Origin of the sequence: Pseudomonas sp. IT-P171 (genome assembly GCF_949767765.1) — a bacterium.
Lineage (GTDB): Bacteria > Pseudomonadota > Gammaproteobacteria > Pseudomonadales > Pseudomonadaceae > Aquipseudomonas > Aquipseudomonas fluorescens_B.
Genome location: NZ_CATKQN010000033.1, coordinates 424,423 through 443,253 on the forward strand (window position 1 = coordinate 424,423; position 18,831 = coordinate 443,253).

The window sequence follows — 18,831 nt, forward strand, 5'->3', positions numbered from 1 at the left end:
GCTGGGTTGGCCGGTTGGCCGGCCGATGTTCTTGTCGATCTTTTTGTTGTATGGGGGTCTCACGGACACCTCGAACCTGTGGGAGCCATAGCGACCTCAAGACCGCCATCGCCAGCAGGCTGGCTCCCACAGGGGATCGCGTCAGGCTTTGGTTTCGTCGTCGTACTGCGACAGCCATTCAACGGCAGCATCGCGATAACGGCTGAAACCCTTGTAATCAACCAATTGCTGATTCAAGTCCCGCAGCACCCGGTGCATGCGTCGGGCCCACGCCGGGTTGGTCGCGATGTCTTCGAGGCTGAGCAGGTACGTGCGGATCGGAAAGACGATGGCGTTACTGCGCGGCAGGCGATGCAGCGGTTGCAACTCGATGCGCAGGTAAACCAGTTTGCCGGCGTTTTCTGCGGTGACGATGGTCCGATCCGGTGCCCATTCCGGCAGGCTTTCGGCCGAGACTTCGAGGCGCGGGTTAACGGTCAGCGACCAGTTCAGGCGACGCACCGGATGGCCAGTGCGCAGGCGCAGCAGGAACTTCAAGGCGCGGTCGAGCATGCCGATTTCCTTGACCAGCGGCACCGGCCCGTGGAACTCCTCCCAGCTCATGCCGAGGTTGAAACGCAGCGAGTAATCCGCGCGCTGGGTGGCGATCCCCGCGCCCCAGTACAGCGTGCCGTCGCGTTCTTCCTGCAACACCCAATCGCCCTGGGCCTGGCGGGTCACGTACTCCATCGGCTCGTAGGGCAGGGTGGCCGGGTCGCCGAAGGTGAAATGGTCGTCGATGTCCAGCAGGCGGTTGGTCCAGTGCCACTGCCGACCTTCACGCGCCAGGCTGAAGTACTGCGGATAGTCCCGGGCGTAGGACTCCATGATCAGCTCCAGCAAATCCCATTGCGCTTCCATCATGTGCGGCGCCGAGACGTAGTGCATGCCAGGATCTTTCTCAAGGGTGAAAGCGCGGTCCCGGCATTCGCTGATGTAGTGTTCGTCGATATCGAATGCGGCGCGAAACGCACCGTCGCCCACCGACACATGCGGTTCGAGGTTCATCGAATACATGTAGTCGTCATCGGGGAACGGGAAGGGCGCGCGGGCGATGGTTTCCGGGCTGTTGGCGAAGGTGTAGTCGTCGCGATAGGTTTCGTCGGGATTGAATTGGATATTCATTTTGTTCTCCGTCGATCAGAGGTCGATGACCAGGCGATTGCACTTGGCGCGGGATACGCAGGGCATGATTTTCTTGCGGCCGACCTTGTCTTCGTCGGACAGCCAGTCATCGCTGTGCAGCAGCTCGCCGTCGAGTTCCAGCACTGCGGTTTCGCAATGCCCGCAGGCACCGCCGCGACACAGGTACGGCATGCTGTAGCCGGCGGCTTCGACCGCTTCGAGCATGGTCTGGTCGGGCGAGACTTCAATCGTTGCGCCGCTGCGGCCGAGGGTGAAACTGAAGGCTTCGCCGCCGCTGCTCTGTTCGAGGAAACGCTCGAAGTGCACGTGACTGTCAGTCCAGCCAAGGTCGCGGGCGCAGGCCAGCGTGGCGTCGATCATGCTGTCCGGGCCGCACACATAGACGTGACTGCCCAACGGGCGGTCGGCGAGCACCCGGCCGATCTCCATGCGCGATTCAATGCCTTTGCGGTACAGGTGAACCTGCTCGCCGTAAGTGGCCTGCGACTCCTGGCCGAGCTGCGCATGTTCTGCACCGCGCACCGCGTAATGCAGCTCGAACGGCACTTTGCTCAGGCGCAGTTCTTCCAGCTGGGAAATCACCGGCGTGATGCCGACGCCACCAGCGATGAACAGGTGCAGGCGTGCCTGTTTGATCAGCGGGAACAGGTTGACCGGCGGGGTGACCTCGATCAGATCACCTTCACTGACGTTGTCATGCAGCGACGCCGAGCCACCGCGCCCGGCGTCCACCCGGCGCACGGCAATCTGATAACTGCTGGTGTCGTACGGCGAACTCAGCAGCGAATACGGGTTGCGCAAGGTGTTCTGCTGATGGGCGATCAGCACCACGACGTGGCTGCCGCCGGAGAAGGCCGGCAAGTGCGCGCCGGTCGGCGACACCAGGGTGAAGCGCTTGATTTCCGGGGTCACCGCTTCGATCCGGGCGACGCGCAGGTTCAACGTGCCATTGTTCTGGCTCATGTGTCGAGCTCCTCGGCTTCGGGCAATTCACCCGGGACTTCAGCATCGGCCTTGACCGCCTGAAAGGCCGCCAACCGCCGGGAATAGTGATCGCGCACCACCAGCGTCAGGCCACAGCCGGGGCAGTCATAGACGCGTTGGGTCACGTTTTCGGTGTAGGTGTCGCAATGCACGCACCAGACGCGGCGAACCAGCGTGCCGGAGTGCTCGCGCAGCACTTCGTCGCGGTTCATGTCGAAATGCGTGGCCACTTGCATGGCGCTGCCGAGGAAACTTTCCGAACCGGCGAGATAGAGGCGGGTGCCCATGCGCGCTTCGCCGAGCAGGGTTTTGAGCGCGTCGATCAACGACTGGTTGGTTGCATGCACATGCAGTGGGTGCTCGGGGTGCTGCTGCAACTGCGTGAGGAAGTCCTGGCCGGAAAAGGATTCCAGGGAGTAGAGCAAGGTAATCGGCCGGTCCAGGCCAGCCATTTCTTCCAGTAAGCGCAACATGGCGCGACCGCCGCTGCCTTGCCCGGCAATGATGTGCCGGATACCTCCCGGCAGCGGTTGCAACCGGTCATAGACCGGTCGGCTTTTGATCCCGGTGATCAACATTTTTATTATTCCTCCTGGCTACCGGCGCGGCTAGATGAAAGCCGGCCCTGATGCAAAGCCCAACGATGGTGGGTTGCAGGTAGCAGGAGCACAGGTCGTGCCAGTTATTCAAGCTATTGAAAATAAAGGATTTGTTTGATTTCAGGGCGTGAGGGACAGGCAAAAGTAACCAGGTATGTATGCGTTTTTGCAGCGGTTAGGTGTCATCCGGAACAACACGCAACCCTGTAGGAGCGGCGTGCTCACTGACATTGCGGGTTTCAGTCGCGCTGGAGCTTGCGAATCAACGTCCCGATGTCGATCCCCAGGTGCACCGCCGCTTTACGTTTGCTGCCGCACACATGCACGGCCCTGAGAATGACCTGGCGTTCGAAATGCTGAACCTGCAGCTTGAGGTTTTGCTCCGTCTCCTCTTCGTCGGCCATCACTGGTTTTGCCCGCTCCTGAGGGCGCACCGGGTCGAGCAGTTCAGCCGGCAGATGATGCTCCTGGGCTTCATCGTCAGCGAGCACCGCCAGCCGTTCGAAGATGTTCACCAGTTCGCGGATGTTGCCGGGGTAGTCGTAACCCAACAGCCGCTTGCGGCAACCGGCGGACAGGCTCAGTGACGGCTCGCGGTCGCCATTGATGCGACTCAGCAGAATGTCGATGAGGAACGGCAAGTCATCCCGGTGCTGGCGCAGCGGTGGAATTTCTACCGGCAGGACCGCCAGGCGATAGTAGAGGTCGGCGCGAAACTCACCGATGCTCACCAAGTGACGCAAGTCTTTGTTGGTGGCGGCAATGACCTGCACCTGCACCGTTTTGCTCAACGGTGAACCGACCGACTGGATGGTGCTGTCTTCAAGAAACTTCAGCAGTTTGGCCTGCACGTGCAAGGGGATTTCACCGATCTCGTCAAGGAACAGCGTCCCGCCCGAAGCGGCCTCGATATAACCTTGCTTGCCACCCTGCAACGCGCCAGTGAAGGCGCCGCGTTCGTAGCCGAACATCTCCGATTCGAACAGGCTCTCCGGGATGCTCCCGCAGTTGACGTGAATGAACGGCCGATCACCCCAACCGGCGGCGCGGTGGATGTGCCGTGCGATGGCGGTCTTGCCGACGCCCGGTTCACCCAGCAGCAGCAACCGCGCACGCCGCCGGAATGCGCGCACGCCGGTATCGGCGATGCTCGAGAGCTGCGGCGACAAATGCAATGCGTTGTCCTGTGGATCGCGCAGGCCCTGGGTTTCCACCGGCCGGTTGCCCAGCGAGGCGCGACGCTGCGGCTGGCTGCCGTCGAAGTCTTTCTGGGTCAGCATCCTGAACGGTTTTTCGTAGGCCCCGGTGGGAATGGCGTGGGTGCTGCTGAGCAGCACCCGACCTTCCCGCGAACGGGTAAGCGCGCTATTGCCGCCGCGATTCAGCGCCGCCTGAAAATCGTCGTAATTCAGCGCCGAGCGCTGGTAAAACTCACTGTCGGACAAACCGCTGGCTTGCTGGCGGGACACCCGGTTGACCCGCTCGGCGGCGAGGTTGAGAAAGCGCACCCGGCCTTCACCGTCCGTCACGATCAGCGCGTCACTGAAGCTGTCGAGCAAGGCGTGCAGTGCGGGAGTCTCCAGCAAGGCGCCCAGCACTTCACTGCTGACGTTGACCGAAGAGCGCATGCCCATTTGCAGCGTGGGTGGCAGGTTCTTGTCTTTCATGGGTGCAACTCTTCGGCACGGCGCACGCCCTGACTTTCGCGAAGCACCGCCACCCGCCAGGCCACGCCTTCACGAATCAGGATGCGCGAGCAATGCACATTGAAATTCAGCTGGCGTCCGCTCAAGTCGGGCAAGGGCAGGCTGTGCCAGGTGCGTTCGGGCAGGGCGTTGTCCAGCAGCAGCCGAGCGATGCCGTCGCCATGGGTGATGCCAAAGGTTTCTTCGAACGCTGCGTTGCGCCATTGCGGTTGCAAGTGCTCATCGATCACCAGCACCGCGTCAGGCACCGCATCGAACACCCGGCGCAAGGCGTCGATGCGCTGCTCGGCGTCGTGCTGCATGCGCAGTTCCTGACTGACATCGCGAATGCTGCCCCACATGCGCAACAGATGGCCGTTGACGATGGTCGCGCGCACATCATTCTCGACATAGGCCGGCGAGCCGTCGTGCCGGCGATCCACCGACAGCGCGCAGTCCACGTGGAAACCGGCTTCGATCAGGCGCCGCACAAACTCTTCGTTGGCCGGGCTGCGCGGCCAGTACAGGCGCACCGGTTGCTGGTTGAAATCGACATCCGAAGGCATTTCATACACGTCGGCCATGGCGCGATTGCACAGTCGCCAGTGGGAGTCGTTTTCGAACACCTGGCGCACGATTTCGTCGGGGGAGGTGTTGATGTCCACCGCCTCGGCGAACTCGATGCACCAGTACGCGACCTTGGCGCTTTGCAGCATCTGGCTCATGACTTCATTGGCGTTGTGCATTTCCCGCAAGCGATGACCCAGTGCGCCGAGAGGGATTTTCAGCAGATGCAGGCGCGCCGGGTGCAACGAGCGCCATTCGAGCAATCCGCAAGCGACCACGGGCAGCAAGCCGCCGTTGTGGCGAATCAGGGTCAGTTCCAGGCTATGCACTTGCTCATCGGCGGGCGGATTGGCAAACAACGACTGCACGGCACGCAACGATTCGACACTGAAGATGCGCTCGATCGGCTGGTTCAGCAGCGCTTCGGGGTCATAGCCCAGTTGATCGCTCAGGCTGGGGGACAGGCTGATCAGTTGCCCGTCAGCGCTGAGGGTGCTGGTCAGCGGCGGCGCCTTGTTGGTCAGTAAATTCAGGATATCCATCGATGGATCGGCTCGATTTGGCTAATGGGGCCTGGCTGAAATCACTCAGGCAGTCAAAGCGGGGCATATCGCATGCCAACTGGAAGGCGCGACGAACAGGGGAGCACAAGGGCAGGCGAGTCGTTGAGTGCTGCGATAATGCAACGAAACAGGCATTTATGCAGCACTCACGTTGAGCGTAGTCGGGAGGCGGGAGGTGGTTGGGTCAATCCGATCGGTGACCCCGATCGTTGTCAGGCCTTGCTGGCCGCCAGATAAGCACCGAGGCGGCTGCCCATTTCTTCGCCCAGGGCCTGCAAACCGCTCATCGGACGAACCATGACTTCGAATTCGACGATTTTGCCTTGCTCGTCGAAGCGGATCATGTCGATGCCCTTGAGCGCTTTTCCGCCGACCTTGGCGCTGAATTCGAGGACGACATTCAAGCCGTCCGCAGTCGCCAATTCGCGGTGGTAGGTGAAATCTTCAAAGACGTTAAACACCGTGGTCAGAATCATCGTGACCACCTGGGCGCCCGGGTACGGTGTGTGCGCCATCGGTGAGCGGAACACCGCGTTCGGGTCCAGCAAGGCGGGCAGGGCTTGCAGGTCACCCTCGCGGATCATGGCGTGCCATTGATTCAAGGAGGCAGCTGCGTTGGGGTGCAGTTTCAGTCCGGACATCTTCAACTCCTGTTTTGTTGTTGTTCTGAAAGCATTGCCAGCGACTGTATCTCAATGGGTCTGAAGCGCTGCTTATGGCGCAGTATTCAAGCGGTCGATGGCTGGCCCTCGTGGGTGGCCAGATAGAGTTGGCGGTAAGCGGCCACCAGCTGTTCCTGGCTGAAGGCGAGGTTGCGCCCGCTCGGATTGGGCAGCACCCACACCGTAGCAGTGCCAAACGTCGTTGGTTGCAGGCCCCAGGCAATTTCTCGCTGGCGGGATAACGCGCAATACGCCGCTTTACCGAGAAACGCTACGAAGCGTGGCGCATGGCGTGCGATTTTCTGTTCGAAATTCGCAGCGGCGGCGGTGAATTCATCTACCGAGAGCTGGTCCGCTCGCGCCGTCGGCCGATCCACCACGGCGGTCAAGCCACACTGATACTGCAAAAGCTGCCGGTCGTTTTCCGGACGTACTTCCTCAGGCGTGAAGCCGGCAAGGTGCAGCGTGCGCCAGAAGCGGTTGCCCCTGCCGGCAAAGTGATGCCCTTGGGCCGCGGCCATCATGCCCGGGTTGATCCCGCAAAAAATCACCGCCAGATGATCGGCCAGAATGTCTTCGAGTCCTTCACTCACTTTAAAAACCTCAACCGCACATCACGTTGACCGCGTTGCGTGCCAGTTCCGTCAACTCATCGCGGGATTTGCCTGCCCGCGCCCGGATCGAAATGCTGTGCAGCAACGATGACGCGAGGACGGCGAGGGCGGCCGGGTCGACATCCTTGTTCAACTCACCCTTGTCGATGGCCGCCCGCAGCCGCGTTTCCAGATCGGCATCCAGACGGCTGAGCCGTTCCGACAACACCTCGCGAATTTCCGGGTCTTCGACCGCCTCAGTGGTCGCCGTGCCAATCGCAAAGCAGCCACGGGGCTGGCCGTCACCCGAGAAGTAGATCGCCAACTGCCCTTCATAGAACTGCGTCAACGCCTGGCGCAGTGTCAGCTTATCGTCCGTCAGCGCCGCTTGCATGGCCGCCGCAGCAAATTCCCAGTACTGCTCAAGCGCTTTTATATAGAGCGCGTGCTTGTCGCCGAATGCGGCGTAGAGGCTCGGGCGATTCATGCCCGCTGCCGTGGCAATGCTGTCCAGCGAGGCGCCGGAATAGCCGGTGCTCCAGAAAACTCCCTGCGCCTGCTGCAACGCTGTCTGCGGGTCATAGGCGCGAGGGCGGCCGCGGCCTTTTCCTTCGGTGGTTTTATTTTGTTCCATGTCGTACAAAATCCTTGAATGGAGATTTCGGTGGGGATATTCTTACACCATCGCACAAAATTAAGGAACCAGAAATTCCTTGGTTGCAGGTTTGTTGTAGCGGAGCTCGAACGGGGTGAAGCGGCTACGAAACAGGTGCGGCGGAGCGATCCTCCTTTTTGCGCACGGCAAGGCTGTTTTTAGTGGGTATTAGCCCGATTTCCCGGTTAGAGGTGCATCCGATCATGACCAGACAGTTCGATATTCCAGCCACACAGACCTTCGAGCACCCAGGGCCGGCCCATCCAGACGCGCCCAGGAAACCGCTCAAGGAAAAACTGCGGCCACTGCTGATGGTGGGCGTTCCGGTGCTTTTCGCGGCATACGGGTACGCACACTACCTGGCGGGAGTTCCGTTTGTTTCTACCGATAACGCTTACGCCCGGGTGGCAAAAGCGTCGATCAATGCACGCATCTCAGGGCAAGTGGTCGACATCGCAGTCGAGGATAACCAGCTCGTTCACAAGGGCCAGGTCCTGTTCCGCATCGACCCGAAACCGTTGCAGATCGCGGTTGACCGCGCAGAAGCACAGCTGAGCGTGGCACGGTTGCGCATCGACGGGCTCAAGGCCAGCTATCGCCAGCAACAGGCTGAGCTGCAATCGGCCAGAGAGTCGGCAAATTTCGATCAGAAAGAGTTCGCCCGCAAGAAGGCGCTGGTGGCTTCCGACTTTGTCTCGCGTGCGGTTTACGAGCGTGCGGACACCGACCTTAAAGTCGCACGGCAACGCATTGCGTCCATCGAACAGCAGATCGCCAACACGGTCGTTGCGTTGAACGGCAATCCCGACATCGTCGCCGACAGCCACCCGACGGTACGCGAAGCCAGGTCCCAGCTCGACGAGGCGCAGCTTTACCTCTCGTATGCCACGGTGTACGCACCGGACGATGGCATCGTCGCCAAGGTCGACGATTTGCAGGTCGGCAACTACGTCAACAACGGCGCGCCTGCCTTTGCGCTGCTGTCCGAGCGCGAGATCTGGATCGAGGCCAACTTCCGTGAAACGGAGGTGACGCACATGCGCCCCGGCCAGGCAGCGACCATTCGCGTCGACACCTATCCCGATCACATTTTCAAAGCCCACGTGACCAGCATGAGCCCTGGTGCCGGATCGGACTTCGCCTTGCTGCCGCCGGAAAACGCGACCGGCAACTGGGTCAAGGTGGTGCAGCGGGTGCCGGTTCGTCTTGAACTCGACGAAATGAGTCCGGCGCTGCCGCTGTACTCGGGCACCAGCGCCACGGTCAAGGTCGACACCGGATACCGCACACCGTGGTGGCATCCACTCAAGGCGCTGTTGTCCGCAGGTGCCGAGTCATGAACGCCCCAGCGGGAGAGGGCGCCCGGGCGTTGAGGTTCGTCGCGCTGCTGGCGACTTACATGCAGTCGGCGAACCTGCCTGTTCCGAACGCGGTACTCCGGTTGATTCAGGGCAGCCTGTCGATGACCGACGATCAGGCTGGCTGGATCTTCACCTCGTACCTCGCGGCGAGCGCTATCACTATGCCGATCGCGCAGTGGCTCGCTGCGCGTCATGGCTTGAAGCGGGTGTATCAGGCAGCGCTGGCGTTTTTTGTGCTGGGTCTGGTGCTGGGCACGATGGCAACGACTCCGCTGGCATTCATCGGTGCGCGGATCATGCAGGGCCTGGCGAGTGGCGTGCTCGCGCCGTTGTCGATGGCGATTGCCCTGGAGACGCTGCCTGCCGAAAAGCGTGCGAAGTTTGGCGCAACCTGGACGGCCGTCGTGCTGTTCGGCATCGTCAGCGGCCCGAGCATCGGCGGCTGGGTTGGCGAGCATTACGGCTGGCGGCCGATCTTCTACATCAGCCTGCCGCTGGCGGCGTACATCTTCCTGGTGATGGCGCTGTTGCTCAAGGAGAAGAAAGCCGAGAAAGCGCCGGCGTTCGACTTCTTCGGCTTTGGCACTTTCACGCTGGGGTTGATCAGCCTGCAAATGCTGCTCGATCGCGGTGAGCGCCTGGACTGGTTTGCCTCCACCGAGATCTGGCTGGAAGCATTGGGCTGTGCGTTGGGGCTGTACCTGTTCGCGGTGCATGTACTGACGGCGAAGGTGCATTTCCTCAATAAGCGTTTGTTCGATGATCGCAACTTCGTGCTGTCGACGATCATCTTCTTCGCCGTCGGTTTTGTGCTGTTGTCGACCATGGCCCTGACCTCGCCGATGCTCGATGAAATTCTCGGCTACCCGCCGGACACGACGGGCTCGTTGACGATCCCGCGTGGCATCGGACTGGTCGGTGCGTTTGTGCTGATGAACCGTGTTCCTGAGCGTTTCGACCGTCGCTGGTTCGTCGCGGCGGGGGTGGCCGTGGTGATTTACGCCAACTGGCTGATGCTCGGCTATTCGCCGTTGATGGACTGGTCGCCCGTGGCAGTGGCAGGCGCGATCCAGGGGATCGGCATTGGCGTCCTGATGCCGTCGCTGACCAAGGTCGCGTTCAGCACGCTCGATCCCGCGCTGCGCCCGGAAGGCACCGGCCTGTTCAATCTGTCGCGGGTCTACGGCAGCACCCTCGGCGTGGCGATCGTGCAGCTGTTTTTCTTCAACAACACGCAAGCGATGCACATGGCGCTGGTGAGCAACCTGACGCCGTATCACGCCGCGGTGCCGACGTCCCTGCAAGCGCTGGAGGGGCTCAACGAAATGATCACCGGCCAGGCGGCTTTTATCGCTGTGGTCGACCAGTTCAAGATTTTGCTGGTGGCGATGCTGGTGGTCAGTCCACTGGTTGTCTTTCTTCGCAAGCCCGTTCCGACCAACTAGTTTACGTGGAGTTTGCCCAATGAAATCCCATGCACGCTTCATCAATGGACCTCAGTTCAAAAACACCTTCGGTGCGATGGCGGCGTTGGTATTCCTGACTGCCTGCACCGTGGGCCCTGATTATCAGATGCAACCACCGAGCACGTCGCAGCACTACGATCAACAGGCCGAGCAGCGCCTTGGCCAGAACGGTGATAAGCGCATCCAGCCGGGTCGTAAAGTGAGCGGTGACTGGTGGAGCGCTTTTCAATCGCCGAAGCTCGACAAGGTGGTTCGTCGTGCCATTGACGGCAACCTTGAGCTCGTCGCGGCGGACGCCACGATCCGGCAAGCGGCGTCCTCGGTGGCGGCGGCGGAAGGCGCGCTGTATCCGCAGGTCGATTTTGGCGCCCAGGCCGGCCGGCAACGGGTACACACCGCCAAAGAACCGTCCGTGTCCAACTTCTATGCGATCGGACCACGGGTCGGTTTCGACCTTGATGCGTTCGGTGGCAACAAGCGTCTGGTCGAACAGCAGCAAGCGTTTACCGATCTGCAGAAGCATCGCTACGAAGCGGCGTACCTGACGTTGACCGGCAGTGTCGCCAGTCAGGCGTTGCTGGTGGCTTCGGCCAATGCGCAGATGCAGGCCGTCGAGAAACTGCTGGCCAACGACACGAAGAACCTCGAGCTGGTGCGCCTGGCCCACGCCAACGGCACCACCACGCAGATCGATGTCTCGCTGGCTGAAACGCGGCTCGCGCAGGACCGCACGCTGTTGCCACCCCTCGCGCAGCAGCGTGATTCGGCACGTCATGCGTTGTCGATTCTGACCGGCAAAGGCCCGGGCGACTGGAGCGCGCCGGACTTCGACCTGGCCGAGTTTGTCTTGCCGGCCAACGTGCCCGTCAGCGTGCCTTCGGAAATGGCCCACGACCGGCCGGATGTCATGCAGGCCGAGGCGCAACTGCACATGGCCAGCGCGGCGGTTGGCGTCGCGACTGCGAATCTCTATCCCCACGTCACCCTGTCCGCGTCGTTGGCGCAGGCCGCTTCCGGCAACGGCGGTGCTGCACTCTGGGGGTTCGCGGCAGGGCTGGCGGGGCCGATTTTCGATGGCGGTACGCTCAAGGCTGAACGTCAGGCAGCGGTCGAGGGCTACAACGCGACGCTCGCCGGTTACCAGCAGACCGTGATCAGTTCGTTCGGCCAGGTCGCCGACACGCTGCAAGCCATCAACCATGACGCCGAGGAAAACCTCGCGCAGGAGGACGCGTTGCGCGCCGCTGAAACCAGCTTGCAGTTGAACCGGCAAGCCTACACCCAGGGCGAGAACAGCATTCTCCAGGTGCTGGAAGCGGAACGCGCCTATCAGCAGGCGTTGCTGGGTCGAATCCGCGTGAAGACTGCGCAGTACCTCGACACCGTTCGGCTGTACGTGGCGCTCGGCGGCAATTCCGTCGGTGCGTTCGAGCAACGGGTTGCTTATCGCGAAGGTCAGAAACCTTCGTATCAATAGAGGCTGCGGCCGCTGAACATTGGAGTGAAAATATGTCTTACGAAGCTTTTTACGATGACCTTCGCGATACAAGATTTGCGCTGAATCACGGCGCTGTGGAAATGCCGGCGGTTGGATTTGGCACATTGTTCCGCGATCTCAGCGTCACCACCCAAGCGGTCAAGGATGCCCTGGACGCCGGGTTTCGCCATTTCGATTGTGCCGAGCGTTATCGCAACGAAGACAGCGTCGGCGTGGCGATCAAGGAAACGCTGGAAGGTGGAAAGATCCGCCGGGAAGACCTGTTCATCACCACCAAACTGTGGAACACCAACCATCGTCCCGATCGGGTTCAACCGGCCTTCGAGGCCAGTTGCCGTCGCCTTCAGGTCGACTACATCGACTGCTACCTGATCCATACGCCGTTTGCTTTTCAACCGGGCGACAATCAGGACCCGCGGGATGAGCAAGGCAACGTGATCTACGATTCAGGCGTTACGCTGATCGAGACGTGGAGGGCGCTTGAGCGCCTGGTGGATGAGGGGCGATGCAGGTCCATCGGCTTGTCGGATGTCACGTTGCCGGCGTTGCAGGCGATTGTCGCCGAAGCGCGGATCAAGCCCGCCGTCGTGCAAGTCGAGTCCCATCCTTATTTGCCGGAGTGGGAACTGCTTGAGTTTTGCAAGCAACATGGAATTATCGTCCTGGCGTTTGCGCCACTCGGGCATGGCATGGAACCGAATGTACTGGAAGACGCGGTGCTTACCGGGATCGCCCGGCGTGTGCAGAAGACCCCGGCGCAAGTGGCACTGGCCTGGTCGATTCAACGCGGTGTTGCGTTCCTGACCACATCGGCCACGCCGAGCCATATCCGGGAAAACATCGATCTTTGCACTCTGCCGCACCGGGCGATGCTGGAGATCAAGGAGGAGATTACAACCCGGATACGCTTCAACTCGGTGGTGGAAACCGGTGTGCCCGGGTTTATTCCGCGCAAGCAGTAACCCGAGACGAGAAGGGCGGCCTTCTGTAAGGTCGCTTTTTTTTATCCCTTTCCCGAGGTCCTGCAATGGACATTTTCCAGACCATGCGTTGTTTCGTCGCCGTCGCTCAAACCGGCAGCTTCACGGCGGCGGCGCAGATACTGGACACCACCACGACCAACGTGTCCAAAGCGGTGACCAGTCTGGAGGCCAGGCTGAAAACCCGCCTGATCAACCGCACTACCCGGCGCCTGGCGTTGACCGAAGCCGGGGTTCGCTACTTGCAGCGCTGCGAGAAAATTCTGGATGAGATGCGTGAAGCCGACGAGGAAGCGGGCACCGCTCATACCACCCCGGTGGGCAGGCTGAAGATTCACGCGATGTCCGCCATCGGCAATCATTACGTGATCGATGCCATTGCCAAATACAGGGAGACGCATCCGTCGGTGATGTTCGACCTGACCGTGACCAATCGACTGCCTGACTTGCTGGAGGAGGGGTATGACATGTCGATTGTGCTGGCGCGGGATCTGCCCGATTCAGGGTTTGTCGCGCAAAGGCTTGGCATCACTTACAGCATTCTCTGCGCCTCGCCGGTGTACTTGAAGAAACGTGGCTGTCCGGAGTCTCCAACGGCGCTTGGCGAACATGATTGTTTGCGGATCGTGAATACGGTCATGCCGGTTGAAAACTGGGCATTCGAAGGGCCTGATGGCGTGGAGACGGTGAACATTCCGGTCTCTCCGTTTCACGTCAACACGGCCGATGCAATGACTGTCGCGATTACAAACGGGATGGGGATCGGTATTCAACCGATTGCATCTGCCGTTGACGGTCTGAGAGCAGGCACGTTAGTGCGTGTATTGCCGGAGTATCACTTTGAAGAGTTCAACTTGTTTGCGATCTACCCGTCACGAAAATTCGTGGATGCAAAGATAAAGACATGGGTGGAATTTCTGAAGGATTACATACCGGTGTTATTGGCATCCGATGAAGCGATCGCCGGTTCAGCCGCCGGGCGCTGATGCAGGGGGGGCGGCAGGCATGGAGTGTCGACCCCCCATCGTCCGCACGGTCCTCAACCATTCGAACAGCCGGTGCCCATCACCTGGTACTGAAGGATATGGCGTTGACCCTTCGAGTCTTCATAGGTCATTTGCTTCGGCACGGGCGCGCACTCGTCTCCTGTATCGGACACGGTAATGATTTTCTGGATGTCGAGTTTCATGCCGTAAGAGTAACTTTCAACCGGAATCTGGCTGGCCGCATCAGTGGGAGTTTCATCCGAGTAGGCCTGTGCGGCTACACCGGCAAGTGCCAGAAACATCGCGATCTTTAACGTTTTCATGGTGTTCACCTTCGCATCGAGTTTCGGTGGGTCCCGGTGACTAAGTGGCTGTTTGATTCATTTGTTCACCGGGTGAAGTCGATGCTAAGAGTTTAGGCTTTCCTCAAATAGCGGCCCGCTGGAGAAACACTGTTGCCAAATTGCGCAGGTATGCTGGGATGGCCGCTTCGGGAGGGTTATTTTCTTTGCTTCCTGCCGGGCTTCGTGGCGGATCAAATCGATCTAAAAATACCGTTCCGCACGGCTGACGGTGGGCTACTATTGAACATGTAGGTGAAGACGCAGACTGATGCGCAAACGGATGGCAAGGACACGTGGGGCGCGTTCCGAAGGGTACACGGTTAGAAAGATCTCCGCGCTGAGATCCAGCCCTTATGCCGTGTGAAGCAGAAGAGCACAAAACTGTTCTGTGAGAATCCTGATAAACCTTGTAAGCCGGAGACCAGCACCGGCCACCTACTCGAATCCCAAAGCCCGCCTTGTGCGGGCTTTGTCGTTTTCGTCATTGTCTCCGCAAAACACCGCAGCTCCCTGTGGGAGATTCTATGTTTCAGGGGAACAAAGCCCCCACTAACGACCAGATCAAGCGGACACCGATATTGGCCATTTCGATCCCCTTTTGGCCGACCTCGCACTATGAACTGCCCAGTTCGTCAGCAAGAATCGAAGCAGCGTTGCTGTTCCAGCACGCTGACAACATCACAACAAGAATCCCGTTTTCCTTGCCCTTGGCAATTTTCAAGTCCTGCCGTGCACAGAACATAAAAACCAACGAGCGACACACTTGGGGAATTCATTCATGGTCACGATGAAACGCATACTGGGCGCCACCGTGTGTGGGCTGACGCTGCTGGCCAGCGCCGTGCACGCCGAACAGCGGGAACTGCGGGTGTACAACTGGGCGGATTACATCCTGCCGTCCGTGCCCAAGGACTTCGCCGAGAAAAGCGGCATCAAAGTGACCTGGGACACCTTCGACACCAACGAGTCGCTGGAAGCCAAGTTGCTCACCGGTAACTCGGGCTATGACCTGGTGGTGCCGTCCAACCAGTTCATCGAAACCCAGATCAAGGCCGGAGTGTTCCAGAAGCTCGACAAGTCCAAACTGCCGAACTGGAAGCACCAGGACCCGGCACTGCTCGCGTTGCTGGACAAGAACGACCCCGGCAATCAATACGGCGTGCCTTACATGTACGGCACCGTGCTGATCGGCTTCAACCCGGCCAAGGTCAAGGCCGCGCTGGGCGAGAATGCGCCGGTGGACAGTTGGGACCTGGTGTTCAAGCCGGAGAACATGGAGAAGCTCAAATCCTGCGGCGTCGCGATGCTCGACTCACCTTCGGAAATCCTGCCGCTGGCGTTGCACTACCTGGGCCTGGACCCTAACAGCCAGAACCCGGACGACTACGAAAAAGCCAAGGCACTGATGCTGAAAATCCGGCCTTACGTCACCTACTTCAACTCCGCCAAGTACATGACCGACATCGCCAACGGCGATATCTGCGTCGCCATCGGCTACTCCGGCAGCTTTTACCAGTTCGGCAATCGCGCCAAGGAGGCGGGCAACGGCGTGGTGGTCGATTGGCGCTTGCCGAAGGAAGGTGCGCCGATCTGGTTTGATACCTTCGCCATCCCGAAAAGCGCGAAGAACGTTGAAGAAGCCCACGAATTTCTCAACACCTTGCTGGACCCGACAGTCATCGCCCCGATCAGTGACTTCCTCGGCTACCCCAACGCCAACAAGGACTCGATTGCGCTGATCAACAAAGAGATCACCGGCAACCCGAACCTGACACCGACCAGCGAAGCGTTGAAAACACTTTACGTGGTGCAGCCGTTGCCGCAAAAACTCGAACGGGTTCGTACGCGGGTCTGGACCAGCATCAAATCCGACAAATAACGCACAGGCACTGATGCTGTTCACTTGAGTAAATCTTCAGGCGGGAAAGAAACCTGTGGCGAGGGGATAAATCCCCTTGCCACACACGTGTGCACGCGAGCCTAAGTGTGAACAGTAAACCTTTGCGAGATTGCGCAAAGGTTTGGATGCCCCTCCGTTGTTCAGATCCGCGCCAGCGCCTGAGCCAGGTCCGCACGCAAATCCTCGACATCCTCAACCCCCACCGACAATCGTACCAACCCGTCGCCGATCCCAAGTTGTGCGCGGGTGTCGGCGGGGATGGTGGCGTGGGTCATGATCGCCGGGTGCTCGATCAGGCTTTCCACGCCGCCCAGACTCTCGGCCAGGGCGAAGATACGCACGCTCTCGAGGAAGCGCGTGGCGCCGGCCAGATCACTTTTCAGATCGACAGAAATCATTCCGCCGAAACCGCGCATCTGCCGCTTGGCCAATTCATGTTGGGGGTGTGACGGCAGGCCCGGATAGTAGACGCGCGCCACCTGCGGCTGACGTTCCAGCCATTGCGCCAGTTCCAGCGCGTTGCTGCAGTGTCGCTCCATGCGCAGCGCCAGGGTCTTCACGCCGCGCAGGGTCAGGAAGGCGTCGAACGGTCCCGCGATCGCACCCACCGAGTTCTGCAAAAAGCCCAGGCGTTCCGCCAGTTCGGGGTTCTGACCGACCACGGCGATGCCGCCGATCACGTCGGAGTGGCCGTTGAGGTATTTGGTCGTCGAGTGCAGCACGATGTCGAAACCCAGCTCCAGCGGCCGCTGGATCCACGGGCTGGCAAAGGTGTTGTCGGCCACGCAAATGATACCGCGCGCGCGGCAGATGCGTGCGACGGCGGTAAGGTCCGTGAGGCTCAGCAACGGGTTGCTCGGCGTCTCGACCCAGACCATCCGCGTATCGTCCTGCAAGGACGCTTCGAAGGCCGCGAGGTCAGTCAGGTCGACGAAACTGAAACGATGGCCGGCGCTGCGTTTGCGCACCTTGTCGAACAGCCGGAAGGTGCCACCGTACAGGTCATTGCCAGAGACAATGTGCGAGCCGGCGTCGAGCAGCTCCAGCACGGTGGAGATCGCCGCCAGCCCCGAGGCGAACGCGAAGGCCTGGGTGCCGCTTTCCAGGTCGGCGACGCAGCGCTCGAGGGCAAAGCGCGTCGGGTTGTGCGAGCGACCGTAGTCGAAACCCTTGTGCACGCCGGGGCTCTGTTGCAGGTAGGTGGAGTTGGCATAAATCGGCGGCATCAATGCGCCGGTGGTCGGGTCCGGTGCCTGCCCGGCGTGGATCACCCGAGTAGCGAAGGCGCGCGGCGCGGCGTTTTCATCGTGTTGACTCATGCAAGGGATCTCCGCAAATGATTGAGCAGGTCGACGCGGGTAATCAGGCCATGGAAGCCCGACGCGTCGGCGATGATTGCCACCAGTCCGCGATCGAGTTCGGTCTGCAGCTGGGCCATGCTGGCGCTGGCTGGCAGGGTTTCCACTTTGTCGGTCATTGCGCTGGCCACGGTCAAGCGGAAGTGTGAAGGATCTTCCGCCATGCCCAGCAGAATGTCGGATTCGTCGATCACACCGACCAGTTGCTTGCCGTCCACCAGCACCGGCAGTTGCGACACATCCGCCAGGCGCATGCGCTGGAATGCCGTGAGCAAGGTGTCGTCCGGGCCGACGCTGATCACCCGGCCATCCTCGAACCGCCGCGCGATCACGTCGCGCAGATCGCCATAAGGTTTGCGTGCCAGCAGCCCTTGATCGTTCATCCACTGGTCGTTGTAGACCTTCGACAGGTAGCGGGTGCCGGTGTCGCAGACGAAACTGACCACGCGCTTCGGCTCGGTTTGCTCGCGGCAATAACGCAGCGCCGCGGCCAGCAAGGTGCCGGTCGAAGAACCGCCGAGAATGCCTTCGGCGCGCAATAACTGGCGGGCGTGGTCGAAGCTTTCCTCGTCGCTGATCGAATAGGCGTGGCGCACGCTGGACAGGTCGGCAATCGACGGAATGAAGTCTTCACCGATACCTTCCACGGCCCACGAACCGGGTGTGGTCATGGTGCCACTGCGGCTGTATTCGGCCATTACCGAACCGACCGGATCGGCCAGCACCATTTCCAGATCCGGCTGCACGCGCTTGAAGAATCGGGTCAACCCGGTCAGCGTGCCGGCCGAACCGACACCAACGACGATGGCATCCACGTCATGCTGGGTCTGCGCCCAGATCTCCGGCGCGGTGCTGCACTCATGGGCGAGCGGGTTGGCGGGGTTGTTGAACTGGTCGGCGAAGAATGCGTCGGGAATGTCCAGCGCCAGCCGCGCCGCGACGTCCTGGTAATAATCGGGATGGCCCTTGCCGACGTCGGAGCGGGTGATGTGCACCTCGGCGCCCATGGCCTTGAGGTGGAGGACTTTCTCGGTGGACATCTTGTCCGGCACCACCAACACCACTCGATAACCCTTGGCGCGGCCGACCAGCGCCAGGCCGAGCCCGGTGTTGCCGGCCGTGGCTTCGACGATCGTGCCACCGGGCTTGAGCCGACCATCGCGCTCGGCGGTGTCAATCATCGCCAGGCCGATGCGGTCCTTGATCGAGCCGCCGGGGTTCTGCGATTCGAGCTTGAGAAACAGCGTGCACGGGCCGGTATCAAAACGGCTGACGCGCACCAGCGGCGTGTTGCCAATCAGTTCAAGCACGGCAGGGCGGGAATCGTTCAGCATGTTGTCACCTCTTCGCGGGTATTCGCACTGAAGGACGGCAACCGGCAGCACGTCCTCGCGCCTCCGTTGCCAACAATGCATCGCTTGGACCATAGGCCGCGATTGCCTCAC

17 protein-coding genes are annotated in these 18,831 nt (G+C 60.6%); 6 read left to right on the forward strand and 11 right to left on the reverse strand.

Features of this window, described 5'->3' with window-relative positions:
* Window positions 1-141 precede the first annotated feature (141 nt).
* The 8 genes from ACM6I5_RS19480 to ACM6I5_RS19515 form a co-directional block, all read right to left on the reverse strand.
* The gene (locus ACM6I5_RS19480; protein ID WP_414884446.1) at window positions 142-1,164 is read right to left on the reverse strand and encodes a heme-dependent oxidative N-demethylase family protein; all 1,023 of its coding nucleotides are present in this window, start codon (window positions 1,162-1,164) and stop codon (window positions 142-144) included.
* Window positions 1,165-1,179: 15 nt separating this feature from the next.
* Window positions 1,180-2,148, reverse strand: a complete 969-nt coding sequence (locus ACM6I5_RS19485; RefSeq protein ID WP_414884447.1) for a PDR/VanB family oxidoreductase — start codon at window positions 2,146-2,148, stop codon at window positions 1,180-1,182.
* Complete coding sequence (locus ACM6I5_RS19490) at window positions 2,145-2,747, reverse strand: dimethylamine monooxygenase subunit DmmA family protein (RefSeq protein ID WP_017338162.1); 603 nt, start codon at window positions 2,745-2,747, stop codon at window positions 2,145-2,147. Before ACM6I5_RS19490 ends, ACM6I5_RS19485 begins: the two co-directional genes overlap by 4 nt.
* Window positions 2,748-3,007: 260 nt before the next feature.
* Complete coding sequence (locus ACM6I5_RS19495; protein ID WP_017338163.1) at window positions 3,008-4,435, reverse strand: sigma-54 interaction domain-containing protein; 1,428 nt, start codon at window positions 4,433-4,435, stop codon at window positions 3,008-3,010.
* A complete protein-coding gene (locus ACM6I5_RS19500) occupies window positions 4,432-5,562 on the reverse strand; it encodes a PAS domain-containing protein (RefSeq protein WP_414884448.1) in 1,131 nt (376 codons plus the stop codon). The genes ACM6I5_RS19495 and ACM6I5_RS19500 overlap by 4 nt, the downstream gene beginning before the upstream one ends.
* 233 nt (window positions 5,563-5,795) lie before the next feature.
* Window positions 5,796-6,224, reverse strand: coding sequence for a nuclear transport factor 2 family protein (locus ACM6I5_RS19505; RefSeq protein WP_414879036.1), 429 nt, complete (start codon window positions 6,222-6,224; stop codon window positions 5,796-5,798).
* A gap of 86 nt (window positions 6,225-6,310) precedes the next feature.
* Window positions 6,311-6,838 carry a G/U mismatch-specific DNA glycosylase gene (mug, locus tag ACM6I5_RS19510; protein WP_017338166.1) on the reverse strand — a complete coding sequence of 176 codons (528 nt, stop codon included), beginning with the start codon at window positions 6,836-6,838 and terminating at the stop codon, window positions 6,311-6,313.
* 10 nt (window positions 6,839-6,848) lie between these two features.
* Window positions 6,849-7,472, reverse strand: coding sequence for a TetR/AcrR family transcriptional regulator (locus ACM6I5_RS19515; protein ID WP_414884449.1), 624 nt, complete (start codon window positions 7,470-7,472; stop codon window positions 6,849-6,851).
* A gap of 224 nt (window positions 7,473-7,696) precedes the next feature.
* On the opposite strand from ACM6I5_RS19515, the gene ACM6I5_RS19520 reads away from it, so the two are divergent.
* From ACM6I5_RS19520 to ACM6I5_RS19540, 5 genes are all read left to right on the forward strand, one after another.
* Window positions 7,697-8,833 (forward strand): HlyD family secretion protein, encoded by a 1,137-nt coding sequence (locus ACM6I5_RS19520; protein WP_414884450.1) that lies wholly within the window; start codon window positions 7,697-7,699, stop codon window positions 8,831-8,833.
* Window positions 8,830-10,299, forward strand: a complete 1,470-nt coding sequence (locus ACM6I5_RS19525; RefSeq protein WP_414884451.1) for a DHA2 family efflux MFS transporter permease subunit — start codon at window positions 8,830-8,832, stop codon at window positions 10,297-10,299. Before ACM6I5_RS19520 ends, ACM6I5_RS19525 begins: the two co-directional genes overlap by 4 nt.
* 19 nt (window positions 10,300-10,318) lie before the next feature.
* Entirely contained in the window at window positions 10,319-11,797 is a 1,479-nt protein-coding gene (locus ACM6I5_RS19530; RefSeq protein WP_414884452.1) for an efflux transporter outer membrane subunit, read from the forward strand.
* Window positions 11,798-11,829: 32 nt separating this feature from the next.
* A complete protein-coding gene (locus ACM6I5_RS19535; protein ID WP_414884453.1) occupies window positions 11,830-12,780 on the forward strand; it encodes an aldo/keto reductase in 951 nt (316 codons plus the stop codon).
* Window positions 12,781-12,845: 65 nt separating this feature from the next.
* Entirely contained in the window at window positions 12,846-13,784 is a 939-nt protein-coding gene (locus ACM6I5_RS19540; protein ID WP_017338172.1) for a LysR family transcriptional regulator, read from the forward strand.
* A 53-nt stretch (window positions 13,785-13,837) separates the two neighbouring features.
* Here the strand turns inward: ACM6I5_RS19540 and ACM6I5_RS19545 are convergent, their stop codons facing one another.
* Entirely contained in the window at window positions 13,838-14,107 is a 270-nt protein-coding gene (locus ACM6I5_RS19545) for a DUF2790 domain-containing protein (protein WP_017338173.1), read from the reverse strand.
* 799 nt (window positions 14,108-14,906) lie between these two features.
* Between ACM6I5_RS19545 and ACM6I5_RS19550 the strand changes: the two genes are divergently transcribed.
* Complete coding sequence (locus ACM6I5_RS19550; RefSeq protein ID WP_017338176.1) at window positions 14,907-16,007, forward strand: polyamine ABC transporter substrate-binding protein; 1,101 nt, start codon at window positions 14,907-14,909, stop codon at window positions 16,005-16,007.
* A gap of 161 nt (window positions 16,008-16,168) precedes the next feature.
* On the opposite strand, the gene ACM6I5_RS19555 is transcribed toward ACM6I5_RS19550, so the two are convergent.
* Together ACM6I5_RS19555 and ACM6I5_RS19560 are read right to left on the reverse strand one after the other, a co-directional pair.
* Window positions 16,169-17,347 (reverse strand): cystathionine gamma-synthase, encoded by a 1,179-nt coding sequence (locus ACM6I5_RS19555; RefSeq protein WP_414884454.1) that lies wholly within the window; start codon window positions 17,345-17,347, stop codon window positions 16,169-16,171.
* Window positions 17,344-18,720, reverse strand: coding sequence for a pyridoxal-phosphate dependent enzyme (locus ACM6I5_RS19560; RefSeq protein ID WP_017338178.1), 1,377 nt, complete (start codon window positions 18,718-18,720; stop codon window positions 17,344-17,346). Before ACM6I5_RS19560 ends, ACM6I5_RS19555 begins: the two co-directional genes overlap by 4 nt.
* Between the last annotated feature and the right edge of the window lie 111 nt (window positions 18,721-18,831).

Bases quoted from the DNA above. Each gene is read 5' to 3' on its own strand.
- ACM6I5_RS19545 (WP_017338173.1), bottom strand. From the start codon at position 14,107: ATGAAAACGTTAAAGATCGCGATGTTTCTGGCACTTGCCGGTGTAGCC.
- ACM6I5_RS19555 (WP_414884454.1), bottom strand. From the start codon at position 17,347: ATGAGTCAACACGATGAAAACGCCGCGCCGCGCGCCTTCGCTACTCGG.
- ACM6I5_RS19485 (WP_414884447.1), bottom strand. From the start codon at position 2,148: ATGAGCCAGAACAATGGCACGTTGAACCTGCGCGTCGCCCGGATCGAA.
- ACM6I5_RS19480 (WP_414884446.1), bottom strand. From the start codon at position 1,164: ATGAATATCCAATTCAATCCCGACGAAACCTATCGCGACGACTACACC.
- ACM6I5_RS19550 (WP_017338176.1), top strand. From the start codon at position 14,907: ATGGTCACGATGAAACGCATACTGGGCGCCACCGTGTGTGGGCTGACG.
- ACM6I5_RS19505 (WP_414879036.1), bottom strand. From the start codon at position 6,224: ATGTCCGGACTGAAACTGCACCCCAACGCAGCTGCCTCCTTGAATCAA.
- ACM6I5_RS19500 (WP_414884448.1), bottom strand. From the start codon at position 5,562: ATGGATATCCTGAATTTACTGACCAACAAGGCGCCGCCGCTGACCAGC.
- ACM6I5_RS19540 (WP_017338172.1), top strand. From the start codon at position 12,846: ATGGACATTTTCCAGACCATGCGTTGTTTCGTCGCCGTCGCTCAAACC.
- ACM6I5_RS19560 (WP_017338178.1), bottom strand. From the start codon at position 18,720: ATGCTGAACGATTCCCGCCCTGCCGTGCTTGAACTGATTGGCAACACG.
- ACM6I5_RS19495 (WP_017338163.1), bottom strand. From the start codon at position 4,435: ATGAAAGACAAGAACCTGCCACCCACGCTGCAAATGGGCATGCGCTCT.
- ACM6I5_RS19525 (WP_414884451.1), top strand. From the start codon at position 8,830: ATGAACGCCCCAGCGGGAGAGGGCGCCCGGGCGTTGAGGTTCGTCGCG.
- ACM6I5_RS19530 (WP_414884452.1), top strand. From the start codon at position 10,319: ATGAAATCCCATGCACGCTTCATCAATGGACCTCAGTTCAAAAACACC.
- ACM6I5_RS19520 (WP_414884450.1), top strand. From the start codon at position 7,697: ATGACCAGACAGTTCGATATTCCAGCCACACAGACCTTCGAGCACCCA.
- ACM6I5_RS19515 (WP_414884449.1), bottom strand. From the start codon at position 7,472: ATGGAACAAAATAAAACCACCGAAGGAAAAGGCCGCGGCCGCCCTCGC.
- ACM6I5_RS19535 (WP_414884453.1), top strand. From the start codon at position 11,830: ATGTCTTACGAAGCTTTTTACGATGACCTTCGCGATACAAGATTTGCG.
- ACM6I5_RS19490 (WP_017338162.1), bottom strand. From the start codon at position 2,747: ATGTTGATCACCGGGATCAAAAGCCGACCGGTCTATGACCGGTTGCAA.